Source organism: Microcoleus sp. Pol11C3, from assembly GCF_036701485.1.
Taxonomy (GTDB): Bacteria; Cyanobacteriota; Cyanobacteriia; order Cyanobacteriales; family Microcoleaceae; genus Microcoleus.
In genome coordinates, this window is sequence record NZ_JAUBQW010000019.1 from 27,552 (window position 1) to 47,794 (window position 20,243).

General features: G+C 42.7%; 12 protein-coding genes and 1 riboswitch. Of the genes, 5 read left to right on the forward strand and 7 right to left on the reverse strand.

The genetic code is table 11. The features are described 5' to 3' along the window. Positions 1-2 precede the first annotated feature (2 nt). Positions 3-6,047 carry an AAA family ATPase gene (locus QUA40_RS07285; protein WP_333123369.1) on the reverse strand — a complete coding sequence of 2,015 codons (6,045 nt, stop codon included), beginning with the start codon at positions 6,045-6,047 and terminating at the stop codon, positions 3-5. Between the two features lie 589 nt (positions 6,048-6,636). Continuing rightward, a complete protein-coding gene (locus QUA40_RS07290) occupies positions 6,637-7,080 on the reverse strand; it encodes a DUF262 domain-containing protein (protein WP_333123372.1) in 444 nt (147 codons plus the stop codon). Between the two features lie 124 nt (positions 7,081-7,204). Next, a riboswitch (TPP riboswitch) is annotated at positions 7,205-7,301 on the forward strand. A gap of 7 nt (positions 7,302-7,308) precedes the next feature. On the opposite strand from QUA40_RS07290, the gene thiC reads away from it, so the two are divergent. Beyond that, positions 7,309-8,682: a phosphomethylpyrimidine synthase ThiC gene (thiC, locus tag QUA40_RS07295; RefSeq protein ID WP_333123374.1), complete on the forward strand. Its 1,374-nt coding sequence runs from the start codon at positions 7,309-7,311 to the stop codon at positions 8,680-8,682. 733 nt (positions 8,683-9,415) lie between these two features. Here thiC and QUA40_RS07300 read toward each other — a convergent pair. Then, on the reverse strand, positions 9,416-9,868 hold the full coding sequence (locus tag QUA40_RS07300) for a hypothetical protein (RefSeq protein WP_333123377.1): 453 nt from the start codon (positions 9,866-9,868) through the stop codon (positions 9,416-9,418). 389 nt (positions 9,869-10,257) lie between these two features. Continuing rightward, a complete protein-coding gene (gene pyrE, locus QUA40_RS07305) occupies positions 10,258-10,833 on the reverse strand; it encodes an orotate phosphoribosyltransferase (RefSeq protein WP_333123380.1) in 576 nt (191 codons plus the stop codon). 84 nt (positions 10,834-10,917) lie between these two features. Here pyrE and QUA40_RS07310 point away from each other — a divergent pair, with 84 nt between their 5' ends. Beyond that, positions 10,918-11,445: a hypothetical protein gene (locus tag QUA40_RS07310; RefSeq protein ID WP_333123383.1), complete on the forward strand. Its 528-nt coding sequence runs from the start codon at positions 10,918-10,920 to the stop codon at positions 11,443-11,445. A 178-nt stretch (positions 11,446-11,623) separates the two neighbouring features. Here the strand turns inward: QUA40_RS07310 and QUA40_RS07315 are convergent, their stop codons facing one another. Both QUA40_RS07315 and QUA40_RS07320 read right to left on the reverse strand, forming a co-directional pair. Further along, a complete protein-coding gene (locus tag QUA40_RS07315; protein ID WP_333123387.1) occupies positions 11,624-12,370 on the reverse strand; it encodes a pentapeptide repeat-containing protein in 747 nt (248 codons plus the stop codon). A gap of 20 nt (positions 12,371-12,390) precedes the next feature. Continuing rightward, a complete protein-coding gene (locus QUA40_RS07320) occupies positions 12,391-13,035 on the reverse strand; it encodes a hypothetical protein (protein WP_333123418.1) in 645 nt (214 codons plus the stop codon). Positions 13,036-13,356: 321 nt separating this feature from the next. Here QUA40_RS07320 and QUA40_RS07325 point away from each other — a divergent pair, with 321 nt between their 5' ends. From QUA40_RS07325 to QUA40_RS07335, 3 genes are all read left to right on the forward strand, one after another. After that, the gene (locus QUA40_RS07325; protein ID WP_333123389.1) at positions 13,357-13,683 is read left to right on the forward strand and encodes a WGxxGxxG family protein; all 327 of its coding nucleotides are present in this window, start codon (positions 13,357-13,359) and stop codon (positions 13,681-13,683) included. Positions 13,684-14,014: 331 nt separating this feature from the next. Further along, positions 14,015-14,176, forward strand: coding sequence for a hypothetical protein (locus QUA40_RS07330; RefSeq protein WP_333123421.1), 162 nt, complete (start codon positions 14,015-14,017; stop codon positions 14,174-14,176). A gap of 109 nt (positions 14,177-14,285) precedes the next feature. Further along, positions 14,286-14,441, forward strand: coding sequence for a hypothetical protein (locus tag QUA40_RS07335; protein ID WP_333123391.1), 156 nt, complete (start codon positions 14,286-14,288; stop codon positions 14,439-14,441). A 71-nt stretch (positions 14,442-14,512) separates the two neighbouring features. On the opposite strand, the gene QUA40_RS07340 is transcribed toward QUA40_RS07335, so the two are convergent. Then, complete coding sequence (locus tag QUA40_RS07340; RefSeq protein WP_333123394.1) at positions 14,513-19,906, reverse strand: AAA family ATPase; 5,394 nt, start codon at positions 19,904-19,906, stop codon at positions 14,513-14,515. Positions 19,907-20,243: the final 337 nt, after the last annotated feature.

The window sequence follows — 20,243 nt, forward strand, 5'->3', positions numbered from 1 at the left end:
CCTCATCTAAACTGTTGAACAAATTCTACTAATTTGTCTTCTTCAAAGTTTTTAGTTAATTCAAGCAATTGATTGACAAAAGGTGCATAACGCATATCTATTGCCTTCAGGTTGCTGGCTCGCTTCTCAATACTGAGGAGTTCACCTTTCATGGCTAAATCGAACAGGACTGCAACTTCTTCCGCAGGAGGAGCTATCAGCTCTTGGTCTTGGATTTGAGAAGGGGGATCTGTAAAGATACCTTCTGAACAGAAAGTTGTTCGATCCTCATAAATCCATTCTAAACCTAAATGGTTGCCCAAGCATTCTAATAACTTTTCAGCCCGAATTGGTTTGAGGAGAAAAGCGTTGCAACCAGCCTGGAAAATGCTGTGGGGATCGCCGGATAAAATGCTAGCAGAAGTTCCGAGCGCGATTACATCCTTCAATAGAGGGATTTTTCTGATCCGCCTCACCGCCTCAAAGCCGTCCATCACTGGCATTACTAAGTCAATTATAATACAGTCCGGTTGAAATAACAGCGCTTTATTCACGCAGTCTTGACCGTCGGTTGCCTCCATCAATTCAAACCCAATGGAACCTAAAAGATTAACTAGGAAAGAGCGATTTTCCCAGCGATCGTCAACGACTAAAATTTTCCTCCGATCGCCTGAGAAACTCCTGATAATTTTTTCCGGTTCTTTTTGATACCCTTCCCAGCTTTCAGCAATAGGCAACTCTAACTCAAACCAAAAAATACTGCCTTTACCTAAAGAGCTTTGTACTTTCAGTTCGCCGCCCATCATCTCCACTAATTGGCGACTAATTGCCAGCCCTAATCCTGTTCCCTCTATTTGGCGAACTGAACCGGTGGCTTGCTCGAAGGGCAAAAATATTTTTGACAGTTCCTCCGACCCGATACCAATGCCTGTGTCTTCTACTTGGAAAAGTATTTTGGCTGTTAGGGATTGGGGATTGGGGATTGGTGATGACAAAGATTGCTCAGTCTCCAGTCGGTCTACTTTGAAACTAACGCCTCCTTTTTCGGTAAATTTTACGGCATTGCCGAGTAAGTTGATGAGAATTTGCCGCAACCTTTTTTCATCGGCTTGGACGCAAGTGGGAAGTTGAGTTAGCGGTTCGTAAATCAAAGAGATTCCCTTCTGTTGGGCGCGAATCTGGCAGATTTCAGTAATGCCTTGGAGAAAGTCTGATAGGTGAAACTCAGTGAGGTAGAGTTCCATTTTTCCGGCTTCGATTTTGGAGAGGTCTAGAACGTCATTGATCAGAGTTAGGAGGTGTTCGCCACACTGATGAATGATGTTAATACCAGAATTTTGCTGACTGGTTAAATTTATGTCTCGTTTCAGGATTTGGGTATAACCTAAAATGCCGTTGAGCGGTGTGCGAAGTTCGTGGCTCATGTTGGCAAGAAATTGGCTCTTGGCGCGGTTTGCAGCTTCGGCCGCTTGCTCGGCTCGCTGCCGCTCTTGAATTTCCACTTCCATGCTCGTATTTTTGGCTTTTAATTCCTCGGTTCGCTCTTCTACTTTGACTTCTAAAGTGTGATAGAGGTTGGCATTTTCTAAGGCAATCGCAGCTTGTCCCGATAGCATCCGCAACACTTCTACCCGCTTCGGCGTGAAAGCGCCAGCAATCACGTTGTTTTCTAGGTACAGGATGGCACTTAACTTACCTTGAGATAGGATAGGCGCACACAAAATAGATTTTGGTTTGTGTTGGGTAATGTAGGGGTCGGCGTTAAATATTTCCTCGATGCCGGAATCATTTAAAACGACATTTTTCTGAGTTCTGGTGACGTAATTAAGTACCGAGATAGGCACTTGCCCAGAAGTTGATACTGGTAAAGATTCCAGCACTCGGACTTGATCTTTAGTCCCCGCCGCTTCTATAACAAGTTGACCATCTTTTGAGAGAATAAGCAATCCAGTTTCAGCGCCTGCATTTTCTATCAAAATTTTCATTAACTTGGTGAGCAAGTTAGGGAGAACAATTTCGCTAGAAATGGCAATAGATGCTTTCATTACAGTTGCCAAGTCTAGCAACTCTGTTTGACCGCCTGTAATGGTCAAAGGAGCAATTGTCATCGTAGGATCGAAAGAAATTTCGGTGGCCTCCGGCGATCGCGCTATTAATTGCGGGTATTTTTCTTCTAGATGTTTAACTTTAGCTAAAGCTCCCCAGCGCATATAGGCATAATAAGCATCGGTCATGTATGTTCTGGCAATCTTTTCTTTACCCCAGGAAAAATAGAATTTAGCAGCGAGTTCGTGAGCTAGTGCTTCTTCGTTGATATACTTGTTTTCTTTAGCAAGAGCGATCGCTTTGTCGTACATCTCGATAGCTTCTACTTTTTCGCCTAAAACACAATGCCGTTCTGCCTCTACTAAATAGAATTTATGCAGATGATTCATTGGGGCATAATGCGCCCAGTTTTGCAATTTCTCTTGATTAGCTTGTACTCGGTTAAGAATGTCCTGTTGGTCGGACTCCGAAGTTTCAGGATACACAGCTAGCCGTACTAGAGAATCGTAGAAATAGAAGATAACAACAGTTAGCTGCCCTGTAGACGATCCGAAAGAACTTTCTACTTGAGGGATATTTTTTAAGGCTTCCGCGTAATTCTCAAACACATAACAAAGCACAAGTTTGTGCAAGTACAAGTAATGAATTGCCAGTTGGTTGTTAGTTTGCTGATACAGAGGCAGCATTTTCTCTTCGTCGTAGGCTTCCCCCTTTAACTGGCATGAATTTTCGCTTCTTCCCATCATGTTTAAGACAGCTTGCCAACAGATTTTTGTATTATTAAGCGCTGTTTCTTGGCTAATTTTATGAAGGGCATCTGTATAAGTTGCTATCTCTCGTTCGAGCTGCATTAGTTGCTTGCCAACAAAAAACGAGTAATGACTCCACACCATGACGGCATAGCCAGCATATTCTAAATCTCCAGTTTCCAGCCCAGTAGAGAAAGCTGCCAGGAAAGGTTCTAAGGTATTTCGGACGTGTTCTTTCCAATGTTGAACGGCAGCATACACTAAGTGGCAAGTCTTGACTTCGATTTCTTTGGCATTTAACTTTGACACTAGACGTAAAGCTAATTGGCCGAACTCATAGCCCCGCTCAATATCTCCTACCGCCCCGCAAAGAAGAAGACTATATACCGCATATGCAAAGGGAGACACAGAAGCATTGCCATATTGAACGGATAAATCGACCTGTTTGCACACTGTTAAAGGCACCAGTACGGGCATCCCAGAATAGCAAGCAGAAAATATACTTGACAAAATCCTGATGGCTGCTAATTGATAAGGATCGGTCATTTCAGGGAGATTGATTAAGTCCTCAATTCGAGTTCCGCTCAAAATTGCCGCAGTTTCCCCCAGCGCCTGCCCAATATCAGATGGGTTTGGCGATTCGGGAAACTCTACCTCCAACTGCTTTAAGACTTGCAGCCCCGTATTCAATGCTTCGAGCAGCTTGTTCTGCGCCATATAAGCTTGAATCTGGACTTCGTACACTTTTACGATGTCCAATAGCGTTTTGGCGCAGTTTTGTACTATCTCAACGAATCGCTGCATTCGGTCAAAATCACCACTCAAATATGCTGACTCTGCTGCTTCTTCATGCAACCTTAATGCCAGTTCATACCGATTGTCCCAACTATCTACCGTTAACAGAGATAAACCTACTTGCAAATATTTGACGGCGGAATCGTGGGCTGTAGCAGCTTTCGCTTTCTGACCTGCAATCAGATTCAATTGAGCTAGTTCATATTTTTGGGATTCAGTGCTAAGTAAGTCAGTACCATAATTGAGTTGGTTAACTAAAGCGAAAATATTTTCTTTTCGGTCTTCGGGCGTTGTACTTTGCAGCAGCAGTTGACCGATTTTTAAGTGGGTCACTTTTTTCTGCTCATCTGGAATCAAAGAATAGGCAGCTTGCTGCACTCGGTCATGTAAAAACTTGTAGTCAACCTTCACATCAGTTAAGGTAAAACCGCCCGATTCTTCCTGACTAAATACGAGGGGAATTTTGTATTCATTGCTCAAAGGTAAAATCAACCCAGCTTGAAGCGCTGCCCACAATTGCGCCGCCGTGACTAAGGATGATTCCTGATTGACAATCGCCAAAACTTCTAAGTTAAAAGTGTTGCCAATACAAGCAGCAAATTTTAATATTTTTTGTGTATCTTCTGGTAATTTGCGGATGTTTCTAGCGATCAGTTGGACAACATTGTAATCGGTGATGCCGATCGCTTGAATTTGCTCGATATTCCATTGCCATACGCCAGAATATAAATCATAAGTCAACAAATCTTCTTGATAGAGAGTTTGGAGGATTTGACTTAAGAAAAAAGGATTGCCCTGGGTTTTATTAAAAAGTAGAGACGCGAAATTTCGCGTTTTTACAGACAGGCATTCCGAACCGCCAGATTCATTTAAAGTATCCGCAATTAATTCTTCGACATGAATTAGGTGTAATGGTTGAAGGACAATATTATTCACCGTCGCACCAGTTTTGCGAATCTTGTCAATTGTTTGAATCGTCGGATGAGTTGGAGAAACTTCGTTATCTCGATATGCCCCAATCAGCAATAAATACTTGCTATCAGAATCAGTGATTAGCAATTCAATTAATTTCAACGATGCCGAATCCGCCCACTGCAAGTCATCGAGGAAGATAACTAAGGGATGGTCAATAGTCGTAAATACGCCAATGAATTGTTTAAAAACGCGACTGAAACGGTTTTGAGCTTCAGTTGCCCCTAGTTCTGCTACGGGTGGCTGTTTGCCAATAATTAATTCGACTTCAGGGATAACATCGATGATGACTTGTCCGTTATCGCCTAAAGCGGATAACAGTTTTTCTTTCCAAGTTTGGATTTCTACTTCGCCTTCGGTTAGAAGTTGCTGAGTTAAGGATTGGAATGCTTGAATTAGGGAAGCATAAGGAATATTGCGTTTGAACTGGTCAAATTTACCCGCAATAAAATAGCCTCGTTGTCGCACAATGGGTTTGTGAACTTCATTGACCAAAACTGTTTTGCCTATCCCGGAATAACCAGAAACCAGCATTAATTCGGTGGTGCCAGTGGCAACGCGATCGAAAGTTTCTAGAATTTCTTTAACTTCTTGGTCGCGACCGTAGAGCTTTTGCGGTATATTTAATTGGCCTGCTTTATCCGCACTTCCAACAACAAAGTTGGAAATATATCCGCTAGCCTGTAATTTTATCAAGCAAGTTTCTAAGTCAAATTTTAGTCCTTCAGTGCTTTGGTAGCGGTCTTCAGCATTTTTAGCTAATAACTTCATCGCGATCGCTGAAATTTCTGGTGGGATTTCAGGATTTAGCTGGTGAGGGGGAATGGGAGTTTTGGCAATATGGCTGTGTACCAATTCCAGCGGGTCTGTGGAATTAAAGGGCAACTCGCCTGTGAGCATTTCATAGAAGGTAACGCCTAGTGAATAAAAATCAGTGCGGTAGTCAATTGACCGATTCATTCGGCCAGTTTGTTCTGGCGACATATAGGCGAGTGTGCCTTCGAGCAAATCTGGATGGCTGAGCGTCGAATTTTCTCGCTCTAGGCGCGAAGCGATGCTGAAATCAATAATTTTAACTTGTTCAGTGGCTGGGTTGATGATAATATTTTGTGGCTTTACATCTTTATGAATAATGTTATTTTTATGGATTTCTGCTAATGCAGAGACAAGCTGGAGACCTAAAGAAAGAAATTGAATGATGGTGAGTTTTTTACCATTCATCCAATCGTTGAGAGACTCGGAGCCGGAATCTTCTAATATCAGTGCTAAACCGTTTTTGTAGCTTTCTAAACTAATGGCTTTGATGATCGCTTCTACGTTCAAGCTGTGCAGGATTTGATATTCGTGTCGCAAGCGGGTGATGTCAGAAAGAGTGGGATACTCAGCCTTTAGCCTTTTGACGATTACGCTGGAAAAGTCCGAATCCTTCCGAGCGCGATCGACTGAAGTTCTGATCCCGCTGTGGAGGGTTTCAACGAATTGATAGCCAGCTAAGTTGATAGTCATTGTTATTCTGCCGATCGCAAGGTAATTGAGCGTGAGGTTAAGGCCGCTTTTAAAACTTAATTATTATTGGAGCTGATTGTAACATAGTAATTTACTCAACAATTAGCCTGGTTTTTGCCGGGACTTTTCTACAAAACGTAGAGGAGCCAAGGGCAGCGAGTCAGAAAGGCTTTTTATACAACCAAAAGTTCGCTATGTTAGAAAGGCTATGCTTGCTTTTAGCGAACTATGCCGGTCTATCTAGGATGCACTAAAAATTTTAAAAAATATTAAAGCTTAATAAAGTGTAATTTATTTAGTGGCTTTACTCTCCTTGGCTCCATCGGATTGCGATCAAACGGACATCATTTAATTGTATTTTTGTATCTATCAGTCAATAAAATTTAACAAATTTTTAAAATAATTAAAAAAATAAATTCACAAAGCTTCAAATGAGTTTCAGGACTTATACCAAGTTCCTAAAATAGTGCTATAGTTAGTAGATGTTATTTTTGTGAGTTACTACCCAAATATAAAGAGCGAAAATGTCAGGAGTTGTCAAGATGGAGATTCGGGAAACAGAATCAGAACTGAAAGCTCTCGCTCTGAGTTAAAGATGCTCACCGACAAGAACAACAGCAATCTCTGTATTTGCCCACAACCCAAACGGTATAAACAAATATAAAAGGCTACGTAATCTTTGCTGACCATCAATTACAAGCAGTTTTTTTGTTTGTCGCTCTTTTGCTAGAAATATGCCGGGAACTGGAAGACCAAGCAAGAGTGATTCTATAAAACGCGATGCTTGTTTTGGTTCCCAGACATAAGCACGCTGGAAGTCTGGAATAAATATGTCTTCGCTTTCCAGGCGTCTAACTAGACCCGCTACATCAAAATCAATTCGAGAAACTGCTATGGAAAATTTGGAGGGAATAATGTCCTCCCCATCTTCCCCGCTGTCATCTTCGCCAATATCCTGAATATCGTTTTCCTGTTCCTCATCCGCTATATGCTTTGGGGGAGATGTCTCGCTGTTTGACTCAAATGTACTCATCTTGTAGCCTCTTTTCTGCCTGAGTTATTAGATATTATATAGCCCTCGCGAACCTCATCTATTTCTCAATATTAAGATTTCCTTAGTTGCTGCCACTTTGCCCGGAAATCGGTGATACAATCAACAGCTTAGCTAGGGGTGCCCGAATATCCGGGCTGAGAAAACACCCTTAGAACCTGAGTCTGGGTAATACCAGCGGAGGGAAGCTGTTTATCAAGGAAATTAAATATGCGTACCGAATGGATCGCGAAGCGTCAGGGGCACACCAATGTATCTCAAATGCACTACGCCCGTCAAGGTGTAATTACTGAGGAAATGCACTTTGTTGCTAAGCGAGAAAATCTCCCGCCAGAACTTATCCGCGCCGAAGTAGCGCGGGGACGGATGATTATTCCGGCTAACATCAATCATACGAATTTGGAGCCAATGGCGATCGGCATTGCCTCTAAATGCAAAGTCAATGCTAATATCGGTGCATCTCCCAACTCTTCCAATATGGAAGAAGAAGTTGACAAGCTTAAACTAGCAGTGAAATACGGCGCTGATACCGTGATGGACTTGTCCACCGGCGGCGGGAATTTGGATGAAATTCGCACTACGATTATCAAAGCTTCACCGGTGCCGATCGGTACTGTACCAATTTACCAAGCTTTAGAAAGCGTTCATGGTAATATGGAAAGTCTGACCCCCAATGACTTTCTTCACATCATTGACAAACACGCTCAACAAGGTGTTGATTACCAAACTATTCACGCCGGAATTCTGATCGAGCATTTGCCGTTGGTAAAAAATAGACTAACTGGAATTGTATCTCGCGGCGGCGGCATTTTGGCGCGGTGGATGCTGCATCACCACAAACAAAATCCCCTCTACACTCACTTTAACGACATCATTGAAATCTTCAAAAAATACGATGTTTCGTTTAGTTTGGGAGATTCTCTGCGGCCAGGTTGCACTCACGATGCGTCGGATGAAGCTCAATTAGCTGAACTCAAAACTTTGGGACAATTAACTCGCAAAGCTTGGGAACATGATGTGCAGGTAATGGTGGAAGGCCCCGGCCACGTGCCGATGGATCAAATTGAGTTTAATGTCAAGAAACAAATGGAGGAATGTTCGGAAGCACCCTTCTATGTTTTGGGGCCGTTGGTGACAGATATTGCGCCTGGGTACGACCACATTACCTCAGCAATTGGGGCGGCGATGGCTGGTTGGTACGGTACTGCAATGCTGTGTTACGTGACGCCGAAAGAACACTTAGGATTGCCGAATGCTGAGGATGTCCGAAACGGGCTGATTGCTTACAAAATCGCGGCTCACGCTGCAGATATTGCACGGGGCCGTCCGGGTGCGCGCGATCGCGATGATGAACTCTCGAAAGCGCGTTACAATTTCGATTGGAACCGTCAATTTGAGCTGTCATTAGATCCAGAACGGGCAAAGGAATATCACGACGAAACTTTGCCAGCGGATATCTACAAAACTGCTGAATTCTGTTCGATGTGCGGGCCTAAGTTCTGTCCGATGCAGACTAAGGTTGATGCCGATGCTTTGACGGAATTAGAGAAGTTTTTGGCTAAGGAACCTGTAGCCCAAAGCTAATTGGATTAATTCGTAGGGTGCTGATGGCGCACCTTACTTAATCCGAAAGCTGTTTCGTTGCTTGTGGGGCGGGCATCCTGCTCGCCCAAAATTAGCGTGCTGATGGCGCACCTTACTTAAGGTTATATTAAAAAGAGTTTCCGAAAAGGTGAATTGCGATGTTCCCTTGCAGGTACTTTTTTGTTACTAAGGAATCCATAATTTTATCGAGATTGGGATGAGCAAAAAAAGTAGCTATTTGCTCTTTAGTTAATAGCTTGCCATCTGGGTCATGCCCAAATTCTTTATTTCGTCTTTTCAATATAAAACTCTTCATCAACTCAATTTTGTCTAAACTGCACTAGCCTCGCAAACCCAGTTCGCCAGAATGAAGAGAATTGCCAGTGCGATAGTCAATTAGCCGCCTACCCTGTACTGGTAAACTAACTGAGCGTCGGGACTGATTTCGCTGCTTAAGAGGCATTCTGTTTCCAGATTCAAGGAACAGCGGCGGCTTCAAACGCTAATCTCATGCCGCCTATTTTTGAGAATAAGTCAATAAAAGGGATTTTTTTCCTGGCCATTAAGCCGGCGGTAACAACTCATATTTTGTACTATTTTTAAATGGAGGCAGAGCCTCTACATCTTCATTACCAGGCAGATCCTGGTAACGAGAAAGTGTCAATTCCTAGGGTGCGTTACACTACGTTAACGCACCGCCAGCCTCATGCACAATTTGAGCTAAGTAAAAGATTTACCTGGATATGTTAGCTCGCGCTGTCTGTTGGCACGTTGAAAGAATGCGCCGATCGTTTGAGCTAATTGTGCGAATAGAATGCAGATTTGTTAGCTGAGTATTGACTTCAACTGTTTGAATTTTTCCGGCTGAGATTGCCTTCCCGGATAGTGTATTTCCCTGAATTTTACCAGTGAAGCAGGCAAAGTCCGATCGCGGCGCGTAGATTGCACCAACGACGCGATCGTTCTGGCGTTGAAACACAATATAGTTTTGAAGAACTTGGTTGGGCTGTGGCGAATCTCCGTACAGGTAAATACCATCTGGCAAAGCAGCAACATTAGTCTTAGATGGATTTTGTTGTGCTTGAAGCGGTTGTTGCTGAATGCCAACACCAATTAGTGTCAGAGGGCAAATAAAGGCTGTTGCAAGTAGTTTCCATTTCCTTTTAATAGATGCAGGTAAAATCATTACTGCTTCTCCTTACGGCGAGTCATGTAACATACTAAAACAGTCTGCTCTAGTTAATATCTCACTCAGGTTATAATTCCGCTATGCTAAAATGGGCCTATTGGTAGAGATTCTGAACCTGAAAGCTGGCGCTTGTTTAGCACCGAAAACTTTATTTTTCCTTGTCCTCCAAGTACCTGAGCTGATTTTGATAAAATTAGAGGGGGCATAGTTTATAATCCCACCCAATAAAACACCGATTTCCTCACTTCAAATGGAGGCCGAGCCTCTAGATATTCATTACCAGGCAGAGCCTGGTAACGATAAAAAACATGAGAATTATTGTGGAAGAGGGCCGAAAGCCGGTTCAGGAAAATGGTGATATTCGGTCAGTTCGATCGCACTTTTGCCTATTTTTTGCTAGCCATCCACTTTTGAATATCGTTAATCGTAAAAACTGTTTCAAAGTTTAATCCAACAGATTGATAAAACTGGGCACCACCTTGCTCTCTGTCAATCAGCGACAACACGCGATCGACTTTATAACCAGCCGCCCGCAACCGTTCCACCGCCTGCATCGCCGACTTACCCGTCGTCACCACATCCTCCAAAACCGCCACATTCGTGCCCTCTGGCAACAGCGGCCCCTCAATATAAGCCATTGTCCCGTGTCCCTTCGTCTCCTTTCTGACAATTAGCGCCGGAATCGATCGACCTTCGAGAGCCGAAACCACACTCACCGCAGTTACAATCGGATCAGCACCCAAAGTCAAACCGCCCACAGCTTCCACATCCGACGACAGCATCGACAACAGCAAACGTCCCGTTGCCAAAGCACCTTCAGCGTGCAGCGTCACCGGTTTGCAGTTAATGTAATAAGAACTTTTCTGCCCCGAAGACAGCACAAAATCGCCTTCCCGATAGGCAAACTCGCACAACAAATCTAGAAGTCGATCACGCAACACCTTTAAATCCGCAGCATTCATAACTCACACCGTGTAAAAAACACAAATAATCCGTCGATAATCAGTTTATATTGGAATCGGAATTAATTAAGGAGGCCCAAATATATGAGTCAAAAGTTAAAAAGCCTGAGCGGCGCGTTGATTCTCGCTGTCGCCTCTGCGGCAATGGCATCAGTCAAACCAGCTCAAGCACAAACAGAGCGATTTCACCCGATTGCCGACGACTTCAACCGACAATTTTTTCAAGCTTCAGGAGACTTTTACCACAACGTCAGCTTGCAAGGTTACTTGGGCGACTATTTAGGCATCGGTTCCCCCAGCGGCGTCGTTGCCTTTCCCGAAAAAGAAATCGAAAGGGATGCCAGTCGCGTCAACGGCTTCTACCGACGAGTAATGCAGCGGCAAGTTTCCAGCGACCCGATTCTCCGCGTCCCAGATGCAGTTAATCCCTTCGATGCCTCAGTCATGGCACTGCCTGCAGCTTGCCAGCTAGCACCTCAACCAAGCGGCTGTTTCGCTACTCCCGCCGGACTCCAAGATCAGTTTACACTTCCAACACAGCAGGAAGGTTCATCGACTGATCCAGGGCCCGTTAGAGGACTTTATCAAGTATCGCCCCCTAGCAGAAATTAATCGATCGACAGTTGCGAGTTTTGAGCCGAGGCGGGTTTAGTAAATCTCGGATTTGTATTAGAGAAAAAGTCTGAACCCGCCCCAAAATTTCATGTTTTGGCTATCCTTTCTATAAACTCGCAACTGGCTTTTTTTTAACTATCACGCTTAGTTTACACAACTAAATATTCTCCAATATTTATGAAACAATGCTGCCGTCAGGCATGATTGTTTCTTTCAAAATAGCTTCGCCCAGATTAGCTCCCGCCAAGTTCGCTCCTCTGAGATTTGCCCCGGTCAAATTAGCCCCTCTCAAATCAGCTTTGCCGAGGTTTGCCCACCGCAAATCGGCAGCGCTCAACTCCGCAAAACTGAGATTAGCCTTGAAAAGATATGCTCCAGTGAAGTGAGCTTCCCCGAGGTTAGCCTTAGAGAAATTGGCTGCATAGCAATGTGCTTCAATAAATTCGGCTTGAGTGAGATTGGCTTGACTGAGATTAGCAAAATTGAGGTTCGCGCCCATCGCATTAACTCGAAACATCACCGCACCGATTAAATTCGCATCTCCGAAATCGGTTTGTTGGAGATTGGCAGCAGTGATGTCAGACCCAATTAAATTAGCACCGCTCAAATCAGCTCCCCGCAGGTCTGCCGCTCGGAGGTTTGCTCCAGTTAAATTAGCTTTAATTAAATTAGTTTCGAGCAGTTGCGCTCCGGCAAGATTTGCTAAACTAAAATTAGATTCGGCGAGGTTTGCCGAAATTAACTTAGCCTTAAACAAATCGGTTTTAAAAAGGTTCGAGCGCCAAAGATGCGCGCCTCTGAGATTTGCTTCGGCGAGGTTAGCTTCGCTGAGATCAGGTTCTATATTTGGGTTGAGACTTCTCCATTCAATCCAACTAACTGCACCTTTTTTTAACAGCGCTAAATGCTGTGTGTTTGCCATAATTGCATCTCCTTTAACGGCTATTCCTTGCGACCCAAAATTGCTGGATGTTCTCGACCCGTCACGTTTTCCACCGCCGCAATTGCTGCCTGGGAACCTGCTATAATATCTCGTTCTGCGCCGCCGAGGTAAAGCCGTCCAAAACTGCCTACAGCCTGAACCTCTAAGATGTTAATAGATGCGCCTTTTTCTGCTTCATTGGCCGCCAGCGCTGCATAGGCCGCCGGTTCTACTTCTAAGACATAAAGCGTTTGTCCCGCCAGCAGCAACTGTCCGCGGCGGCTGCGGTTGATTAATTGTGTTTGGTGGGGGTCAATGTTGCGAATAATTTGACTGGAAATCACTCGTGGTTTGATACCTTCTTCTCTGCGGACTCCCATGAATTCTAGAATTGCTTTGCCTGCGGCCCGAGTTTCTCCCTGCTGGCCCGAGTGTACTTCCAGAAGGCCGTACAAGCGTTCGACTATCTGGACTCCCGGGCGCACGGAGGCAGATTTGAGGGCGACATCGGTAATTCGGTTAATTTCGATACCGGGCGAGATTTCAATCCACAGCGACGCATCCCCCGGCAGCGGCAAGAATCCGGCGGCGATGGTGCCGATGTATGCTGCGTGCTGTGGCTGCAAGTTGTCTAGAAACACGTAGCTGCGTAACTCTATTCCCAAAAGTTTTGATCTCCGTCGATCGAGTTCCAACTGTAGTCTGTGCAATATCTGAGTTTACCTTTTTTTGTCAACAACACCTTGTCTGTGGTCGAGAGTGCCTCGTGCCTGACAACCGACTCAGGTGCCAGACCCGCGATTTCTCGTGCCGGAGTGCCTCCGCGAGCAATCTTTAATTTTGTGCGCCTGCTAAAAATTTGATATCAATCTGTAGTTATACGTGGAACATAACAATCTTTACTGCTAGAGGTGGATTTAACTTTAAAAGCCGATCGATATAGTTGTGATAGTTAAAGATTTTTGCCAACAGAGAGCATTTGAATTATGAAACGTTCTGATTTATCCAAAGCAATCGGTGCAGGTATTATAGCTGCTGGTTTAGCCCTAGCACCAGCTCATCTCCCTGCTTCAGCTCAGACAGATACAACGGGCGGTACTACGAACGGTACTAACAGCACTACCACCACCACCACAACTCCTCGCTCCGATGTCAACAATGCTGAGACCGATCGCGATTTTGATTGGGGATGGTTGGGTTTGCTAGGCTTGTCCGGTTTGTTCGGTTTGATTCCCCGCAAACGCGAAGAAAATGTCCGCTATACCACTACAACGGCCGATCGCGATCCAGCAGTACGCACTGACTACCGCTAAGAACAGAGTCTTAGGGCTGTGGGCATCATGCAGGGACAGGATGTTTTAACCTGTCCGACGATCGCCAATAATCATCAAAAAACCTCCATCTGTGGGGTTTTTTTATTGGATATTATGTGCTGTCAAACGACGATACAATTGATTGGTAGATACAGCAGATTGCAGGTTTATGAGGTACACTAAAAATAAGAGTTAAGACGTTCAAGGTGCGAGCAAACTCAAGTTTCCCCCTCAGTCGAAGCAGGCTTGGTAGAGTTACCGAAAGAATCAGGGAGCATCTCATTTTTGTAAAAAGCACAACTGAGATGCTCCCGCTGAAGTTCCCCCTTCTTTGACTTTGGCGATCGCAGCTAAGGCTAAGGCGATGAAGGCTCAGGGGATTGATGTTTTTAGCTACAGGTCTGGGGAAGCGGATTTTGATATTAAATCCGCTAGCATCGGAATTAATATTACCCAAAGTCAGGACACGGCAGTGCCGTTTCCCTACAATTAATCGGGGTAGGGACACGGCAGTGCCGTGTCCTCTATATCATTCCGATGCAAGCGGAAACGATATAACGCCGCATCACATAGCGGCGGCGAAATTTGCTTGAGACTCTGGCGTGACTAAATATAGCGCTGTTGCTAAAGTGCAGCTTCACATTAATCAGATGAATTTAGCTCTGCATTTAGCGAATGCTGCAACAATGCGGGCGAGCATGGAAGTGAACGAGACGCGAAAGTTTGAGCAAAAACATGCTAAGGATCGGGTTGCATAAATTAGGGAAATTAAAACTAATTGTGAGGAAAAAATGTCGTAATCGCTGTTATACTTACAGGAAGTAAAACTTTATAATTTAATAGCTTTAACTGGAATTTCAATTAAAAATTCCGTTCCTTCTCCGGGAGTAGATAGGCACTGCAAAACGCCGCCGTGTTTCTCTACTACAATTTGATAGCAGATAGACAAACCCAATCCTTTGCCTTTGCCAACAGGCTTGGTAGTGAAAAACGGATTAAAAATTTTGGCTTTAACATTTTCTGGGATTCCTGGCCCATTATCAGCAATAGTGACAATTGCAGTGTGGGATGCTGTAACTTCTGTACGAATTGTAATGCGGGGCCGATTGTTGTTTACTGCTTCCGCACTCCCCTGGCAGTTATAGCTTTCCAAAGCATCAATAGCATTACCAATAATATTTATAAATACCTGATTCAACTGTCCGGCGTAACACTCAACTAGGGGCAGTTTGCCGTAGTCTTTAACAATTTCAATAGTAGTCGAATTCGGCGTTGCTACTAATTTATTTTGCAAAATTAATAGAGTGCTTTCAATTCCCTCATGAAGGTATACTGGTTTCATTTCGGCTTCGTCTAGGCGGGAAAAAATACGCAGCGATAGCACAATTTCCCGGATACGCTGAGTCCCTAATTTCATAGAGTCAAGAATTTTAGGTAAATCTTCGGTAATAAATTCCAGGTCAATTTTATCAGCTTTACGTTGGATTTCGGAGTGAGCATTTGGATAGTGTTTTTCGTAGAGGGATATCAATTCCAGTAAATTTATAATATAATCACCAGCATGAGTAAGATTGCCATGAATGAAGTTGACTGGGTTATTGATTTCATGGGCAACTCCAGCTACTAATTGACCCAAGCTAGACATTTTTTCAGATTCCACAAGCTGACTTTGAGTTGCTTTTAAAGCATTCAGCGTGTTGGATAATTCTTGAGTGCGATCGCTCACTAATTGCTCTAAGTTTTGATTGAACTCCTGCAAGTTATTGTAGAGTTGGGCATTTTCAATGGAAATGGCAATTTGGGCAGATAAAAGTTTTAACAACTCTAGCCTATCTGTAGTAAAAGCCCCTTCTGTCAGGTTATTTTCCAGGTAAAGAATACCTGTTAGCTTGCCTTGGTAAAGCAGAGGCGTGCAGAGAATCGATTTCGGTTGAGTAGCCGCAATATAAGGATCGCGCGTAAATTGTCCCTCCTGGGTGGCATTATTTAAAACCACATTTTCCTGGGTGCGGATAACGTAGTTGGCGATCGCACTTGCAAGGAGGGGTACTTCCCCAGAAGCTGCTTTTGCCAGAGGAAGTGAATGCAGTACGCTTACTTCATCTCCATTAACTGAAACTTCAGCCTCAATCACCCAGTTTCCTGCTTTTTCCAAAATCAAAAAACCTTTTTGGGCCCCTGCATTCTCGATCGCAATCTTCATCAATCTTGCTAGCAACTTACTCAAAACAATTTCACCCGAAATTGCTTGGGAAGCTTTGATCACTGTGGCTAAATCTAGTGTATCTCCTAAGTTATCGCTACTGGTAGTAGGTGCAGTCTTTAGTTGGTTAACTTGTTTTTTAGTTGTTGTCTTTGCTGATGTCCTAGCTACCAATTGAGGATATTGCTTCTCTAACTTCTCAACTTTACGTTTAGCCCCCCAATGGCGGTAAGCATAGTGAGCCTTTTTCAAATAAAGCTGAGAAAATTCCTCTTTATCTTTTCCTAACCAGAATTTAGCAGCAAGTTCCGCAGCCAAAGCTTGATTCTGAATAAAATCATACTCTCTAGCAGAAACAATAGCCCGATCGTACAAATCCATCGCCTCTAAATCCTGACCGGAAATTCTCGCCATTTCCGCCGCCACCAACCACAACTTATGTGCAAAACTTTCCGAGCAATTATCCGCCCAAATCCTCATTTGTTCCCGATGAGATTCTAACTGCCGCCAGTAATCTTTTTGCTCAGATTCAGAAACACTTGGATACAAAGCCGTCAAAATTAGAGCACGGTAAAAATGATAATGAGCACTCGAAATATGACCCATCAAATAATCAATAATGTCCGCCGTCGCATCCGAAGCTTCCAGGGCCTCACCATACTGTTCATCTAGATAATAATTCAGTGACTTTAAAACATAAAACTCACACAGCGCCGCCATACTCTTGCGGTCATTAAAATTTTCTAAATGCTCTTTCTCACTAACTTCATCCTCTTCCCCTATCAAATTTAAAATCACCAACTTATTAGCAACAATAATATCCACCGCCCACAAATTTTTTGTCTGACGGCAAAAATGCAGCGAATTACCAATATTTTCTAACAGGTTATTCAAATTCATCCCCTGGAAAAAATAGGTAATAGTTTGAAACATCCGGTTATAACCCGTCCATTGCAAATTACCAGATTGCAAACCAACCTTATACCCTTCACTATTAATTTTTGCAGTAGTTTTTATCGGTCTAACCCAGCAGTTTAAGTAATTGGCAAAGATCACACTATCTTGGCAGTTTTGAGATAAATTATTAGAATTTTCACTGAGACTAAGAGCGAGTTTGCCAAACTCATAAGCCGATTGATAATCCCCTAAAATTGAATTCAGGATAATTCCATAACAGGAATAACAGTAAGACCCTCCCGCCACAAAACCGTACTTCAGAGAAAGGTTAATCGCTTTAATTACCGTCAACTTCCACAACTCTTGAGATGAAAAAAAGGTTAGCGGTCCCATATTACCCAGTAATTTTAAGGCAACGTTTTTAGCCGGATCTTTCATCTTTTCTGCATTAATTAAGGAAGCAATTTCTTGGTTTGCCAAGTTAGCCTGGGCTGAAGCCAGTTCCCTATTAACTGCCTCAGTTAAATTATCTTCATCTAAATCTATTCCCAGCAAATGTAGAGCTTCTAGTCCAGATTTTATTGCTTCTTCATACTTAGTCAGCAGAGTATACTGCACGATCAAAATGTTGTAAATTTCCGCCTTTTCTATATTGGATTTTGCCCGGGTCAAAGTTAGTTCTATTAAGGCTTGTGATCCTTCAAAGTTTCCATTTAAATATTCGGCTTCTGCTAGTTCCTTATGGAAGGTAAAAGCTAGTTCGTAGGAGTCTTGCCAAATATCACCCGGTAAAATTTCTAGCCCAATTTTTAAGTAATCTCTGGCAGCCACATAGGCCATTGCATCTTTAGCTTTATGAGCTGCTGTTAAATTTAGAATAGCTAGTTCTACTTTCTCGCTTTCCTCAGCGATTAAATTCCGACCTGAATTTAAATGATCTGTAATTTCAAAAATTCTTTCTAATTGTCGTTCAGGAGAAATATTAGCCCGTAACAGCCGACCAATTTGCAGGTGAATGGATGTTTGCAACTTTGAGTCAATTAAAGCATAACCTGACTGCTGCACGCGATCGTGCAAAAATTTATAAGTAGTGATTACCAGGTCTGAATTAATTATTTCTTCTGCTGCTGTGACTCCCAATTCCGAAGTAGTGAGAATTAATCCATCTTGGATGGCTGGAAATAATTCTTTAAACGTTTCTCCGGGCGATTTTTGGTTGATAATTGAGAGGGTATTTAAGTCAAAACTATTGCCGACACAAGCTGCTAAATGCAACACTTGCTGAGTTGCTTCGGGCATTTTTCTCAATTTACCCACCATTAAATCAACGACATTATCAGTAATGCCTACTGCTTCAATTTCTGAAATGTTCCAATCCCATTTTTTTTGCTGAAAATTAAATTTTAGCAGGTTTTCTTGATAGAGAGTTTTGAGAAACTGATTGACAAAGAAAGGATTGCCTTGAGTTTTACTGATGACTAACTCGGCTAGGGGAATCGCTGATTTTCTGTCTTGATGCACTGTCTCAGCAATTAAGTTAGTGATTTGCAGAAGCTGCAAGGAGCCTAATGTAATTTGAGCGATGCTTGCATTTTGCTTTTTGAGCTCATTGAGGGCGACTGTTAAGGGATGAGATGGGTTGACTTCGTTATCTCGATAAGCACCTATTAGAAATAGATATTTAGTTTCTTCGTCCGCCATCATTACTTGTATTAGTTTCAATGTCGCCGCATCTGCCCATTGTAAGTCATCGAGAAATATTACTAAGGGGTGGTCTATGGAACAAAAAACGCGGATGAATTTTTGAAATACTAAATTAAAGCGGTTTTGCGCTTCTGTGGCGCTTAGTTCTTGTACGGGAGGCTGTTTGCCTATGATTAGTTCTATTTCGGGAATCACATCTACTATGATTTGACCGTTAGCGCCTACAGCGGCTAACAGTTTTTGTTGCCAACTCAAGAGTTGTGTCTCACTTTCTGTGAGGAGTTGCTTGACTAGGGATTGGAAGGCTTTGACAACTGCGGCATAAGGAATGTTGCGTTGAAATTGGTCAAATTTACCTGCTATAAAGTAACCCTTGGCTTTAGTAATGGGTTTATATACTTCTTGTACTAAGGCGGATTTGCCAATGCCAGAGTAACCTGACACTAACATGATTTCTGTTGTGCCTAAACTTACTCGGTCGAAGGCTGCTAATAGGGTTTCAACTTCTTGTTCTCTACCATAGAGTTTTTGAGGAATTTGAAATTTATCTGTGAGATCTTTTTGGGCAATTTCAATATCTCTGATTGTGCCTTTAGTCTGTAGTTGTTGTAGGCATTCTTCTAAATCGGCGATGATGCCCCAAGCACTTTGATATCTTTCTTCAGCCGTTTTCGCTAATAGTTTCATTACTATATCGGAAACCGCTTTAGGAATTGTGGAATTGATTTCATGGGGCGGTATTGCTTGTTTGGCAATGTGACAATGAATTAATTCCATTGCATCGCTGTAATCGCAGGGCATTTGCCCTGTTAGGAGTTCGTAAAATGTGACTCCGAGTGAGTAAAAATCCGTGCGGTAGTCGATTACCCGGTTCATTCTGCCTGTTTGTTCGGGCGATATATAGGCAAGAGTCCCTTCTAAAATATTGGGGTTTTTAATGGTAGGATTCTCCCGTGATAAGACAGTAGAAATCCCAAAATCTATAATTTGGACTAGCCCGGTGGCTGGGTTAATAATAATATTGCTGGGATTGATATCTTTATGAATAATGTTATGTTGATGGATTTGCTCTAGAGCTTTGGTTATGTTTATGGCTATTGATAAAAATTCTTCTAAACAGAGTTTTTTAGCTGCTAACAATATTCGTAATGATTCTCCATTACCATCTTCAAAAATGATTACTAAACTATTTTCGTATATTTCTAGGCTGTGAGCTTTAGGAACACTTTCTAAGTTGAGATTCCGGGTAATTTCGTATTCCTGTTTATATCTGACTAACGAAGCTAGCCTTGGATAATCTTGCTTGAGAAATTTGAGAATAAACGATTTCTTATCTTGCTTTCTCAGTCCCCGGCAAACTAAAGAATTATTACTTTCATGAATTTGGTTAGTAATCTCGTAGCCAGCTAGGTTAATCATTTTTATGTTCTCTTTTGACTCTTAATATACAAATTTTTTAGAAACTGTTAATTTGCAATGTATAGCAATCCTCAATGATTTTCTCTGTACCAGTAGTAGGGACACGGCACTGCCGTGTCCCTACTACTGGATTTTGGGGAAATCACATTTATGTTCGCGGTCTAGATAATGATTTAGGATTACTAGAGATGTATCTCTAATTATTAGGCTACCCTCAAATTTAGCAAAAATTAAGATTTTAAACAAAATTATTTATTTTTAACATTTATTTGTGTTTTATAAAGAAATAACATGGTATTTAAGCCGCGTTTGGTATAAATTCATCATAAAACTCCCT

Bases quoted from the DNA above. Each gene is read 5' to 3' on its own strand.
- QUA40_RS07285 (WP_333123369.1), bottom strand. From the start codon at position 6,047: ATGACTATCAACTTAGCTGGCTATCAATTCGTTGAAACCCTCCACAGC.
- QUA40_RS07290 (WP_333123372.1), bottom strand. From the start codon at position 7,080: ATGAGTACATTTGAGTCAAACAGCGAGACATCTCCCCCAAAGCATATA.
- thiC (WP_333123374.1), top strand. From the start codon at position 7,309: ATGCGTACCGAATGGATCGCGAAGCGTCAGGGGCACACCAATGTATCT.
- QUA40_RS07300 (WP_333123377.1), bottom strand. From the start codon at position 9,868: ATGATTTTACCTGCATCTATTAAAAGGAAATGGAAACTACTTGCAACA.
- pyrE (WP_333123380.1), bottom strand. From the start codon at position 10,833: ATGAATGCTGCGGATTTAAAGGTGTTGCGTGATCGACTTCTAGATTTG.
- QUA40_RS07310 (WP_333123383.1), top strand. From the start codon at position 10,918: ATGAGTCAAAAGTTAAAAAGCCTGAGCGGCGCGTTGATTCTCGCTGTC.
- QUA40_RS07315 (WP_333123387.1), bottom strand. From the start codon at position 12,370: ATGGCAAACACACAGCATTTAGCGCTGTTAAAAAAAGGTGCAGTTAGT.
- QUA40_RS07325 (WP_333123389.1), top strand. From the start codon at position 13,357: ATGAAACGTTCTGATTTATCCAAAGCAATCGGTGCAGGTATTATAGCT.
- QUA40_RS07340 (WP_333123394.1), bottom strand. From the start codon at position 19,906: ATGATTAACCTAGCTGGCTACGAGATTACTAACCAAATTCATGAAAGT.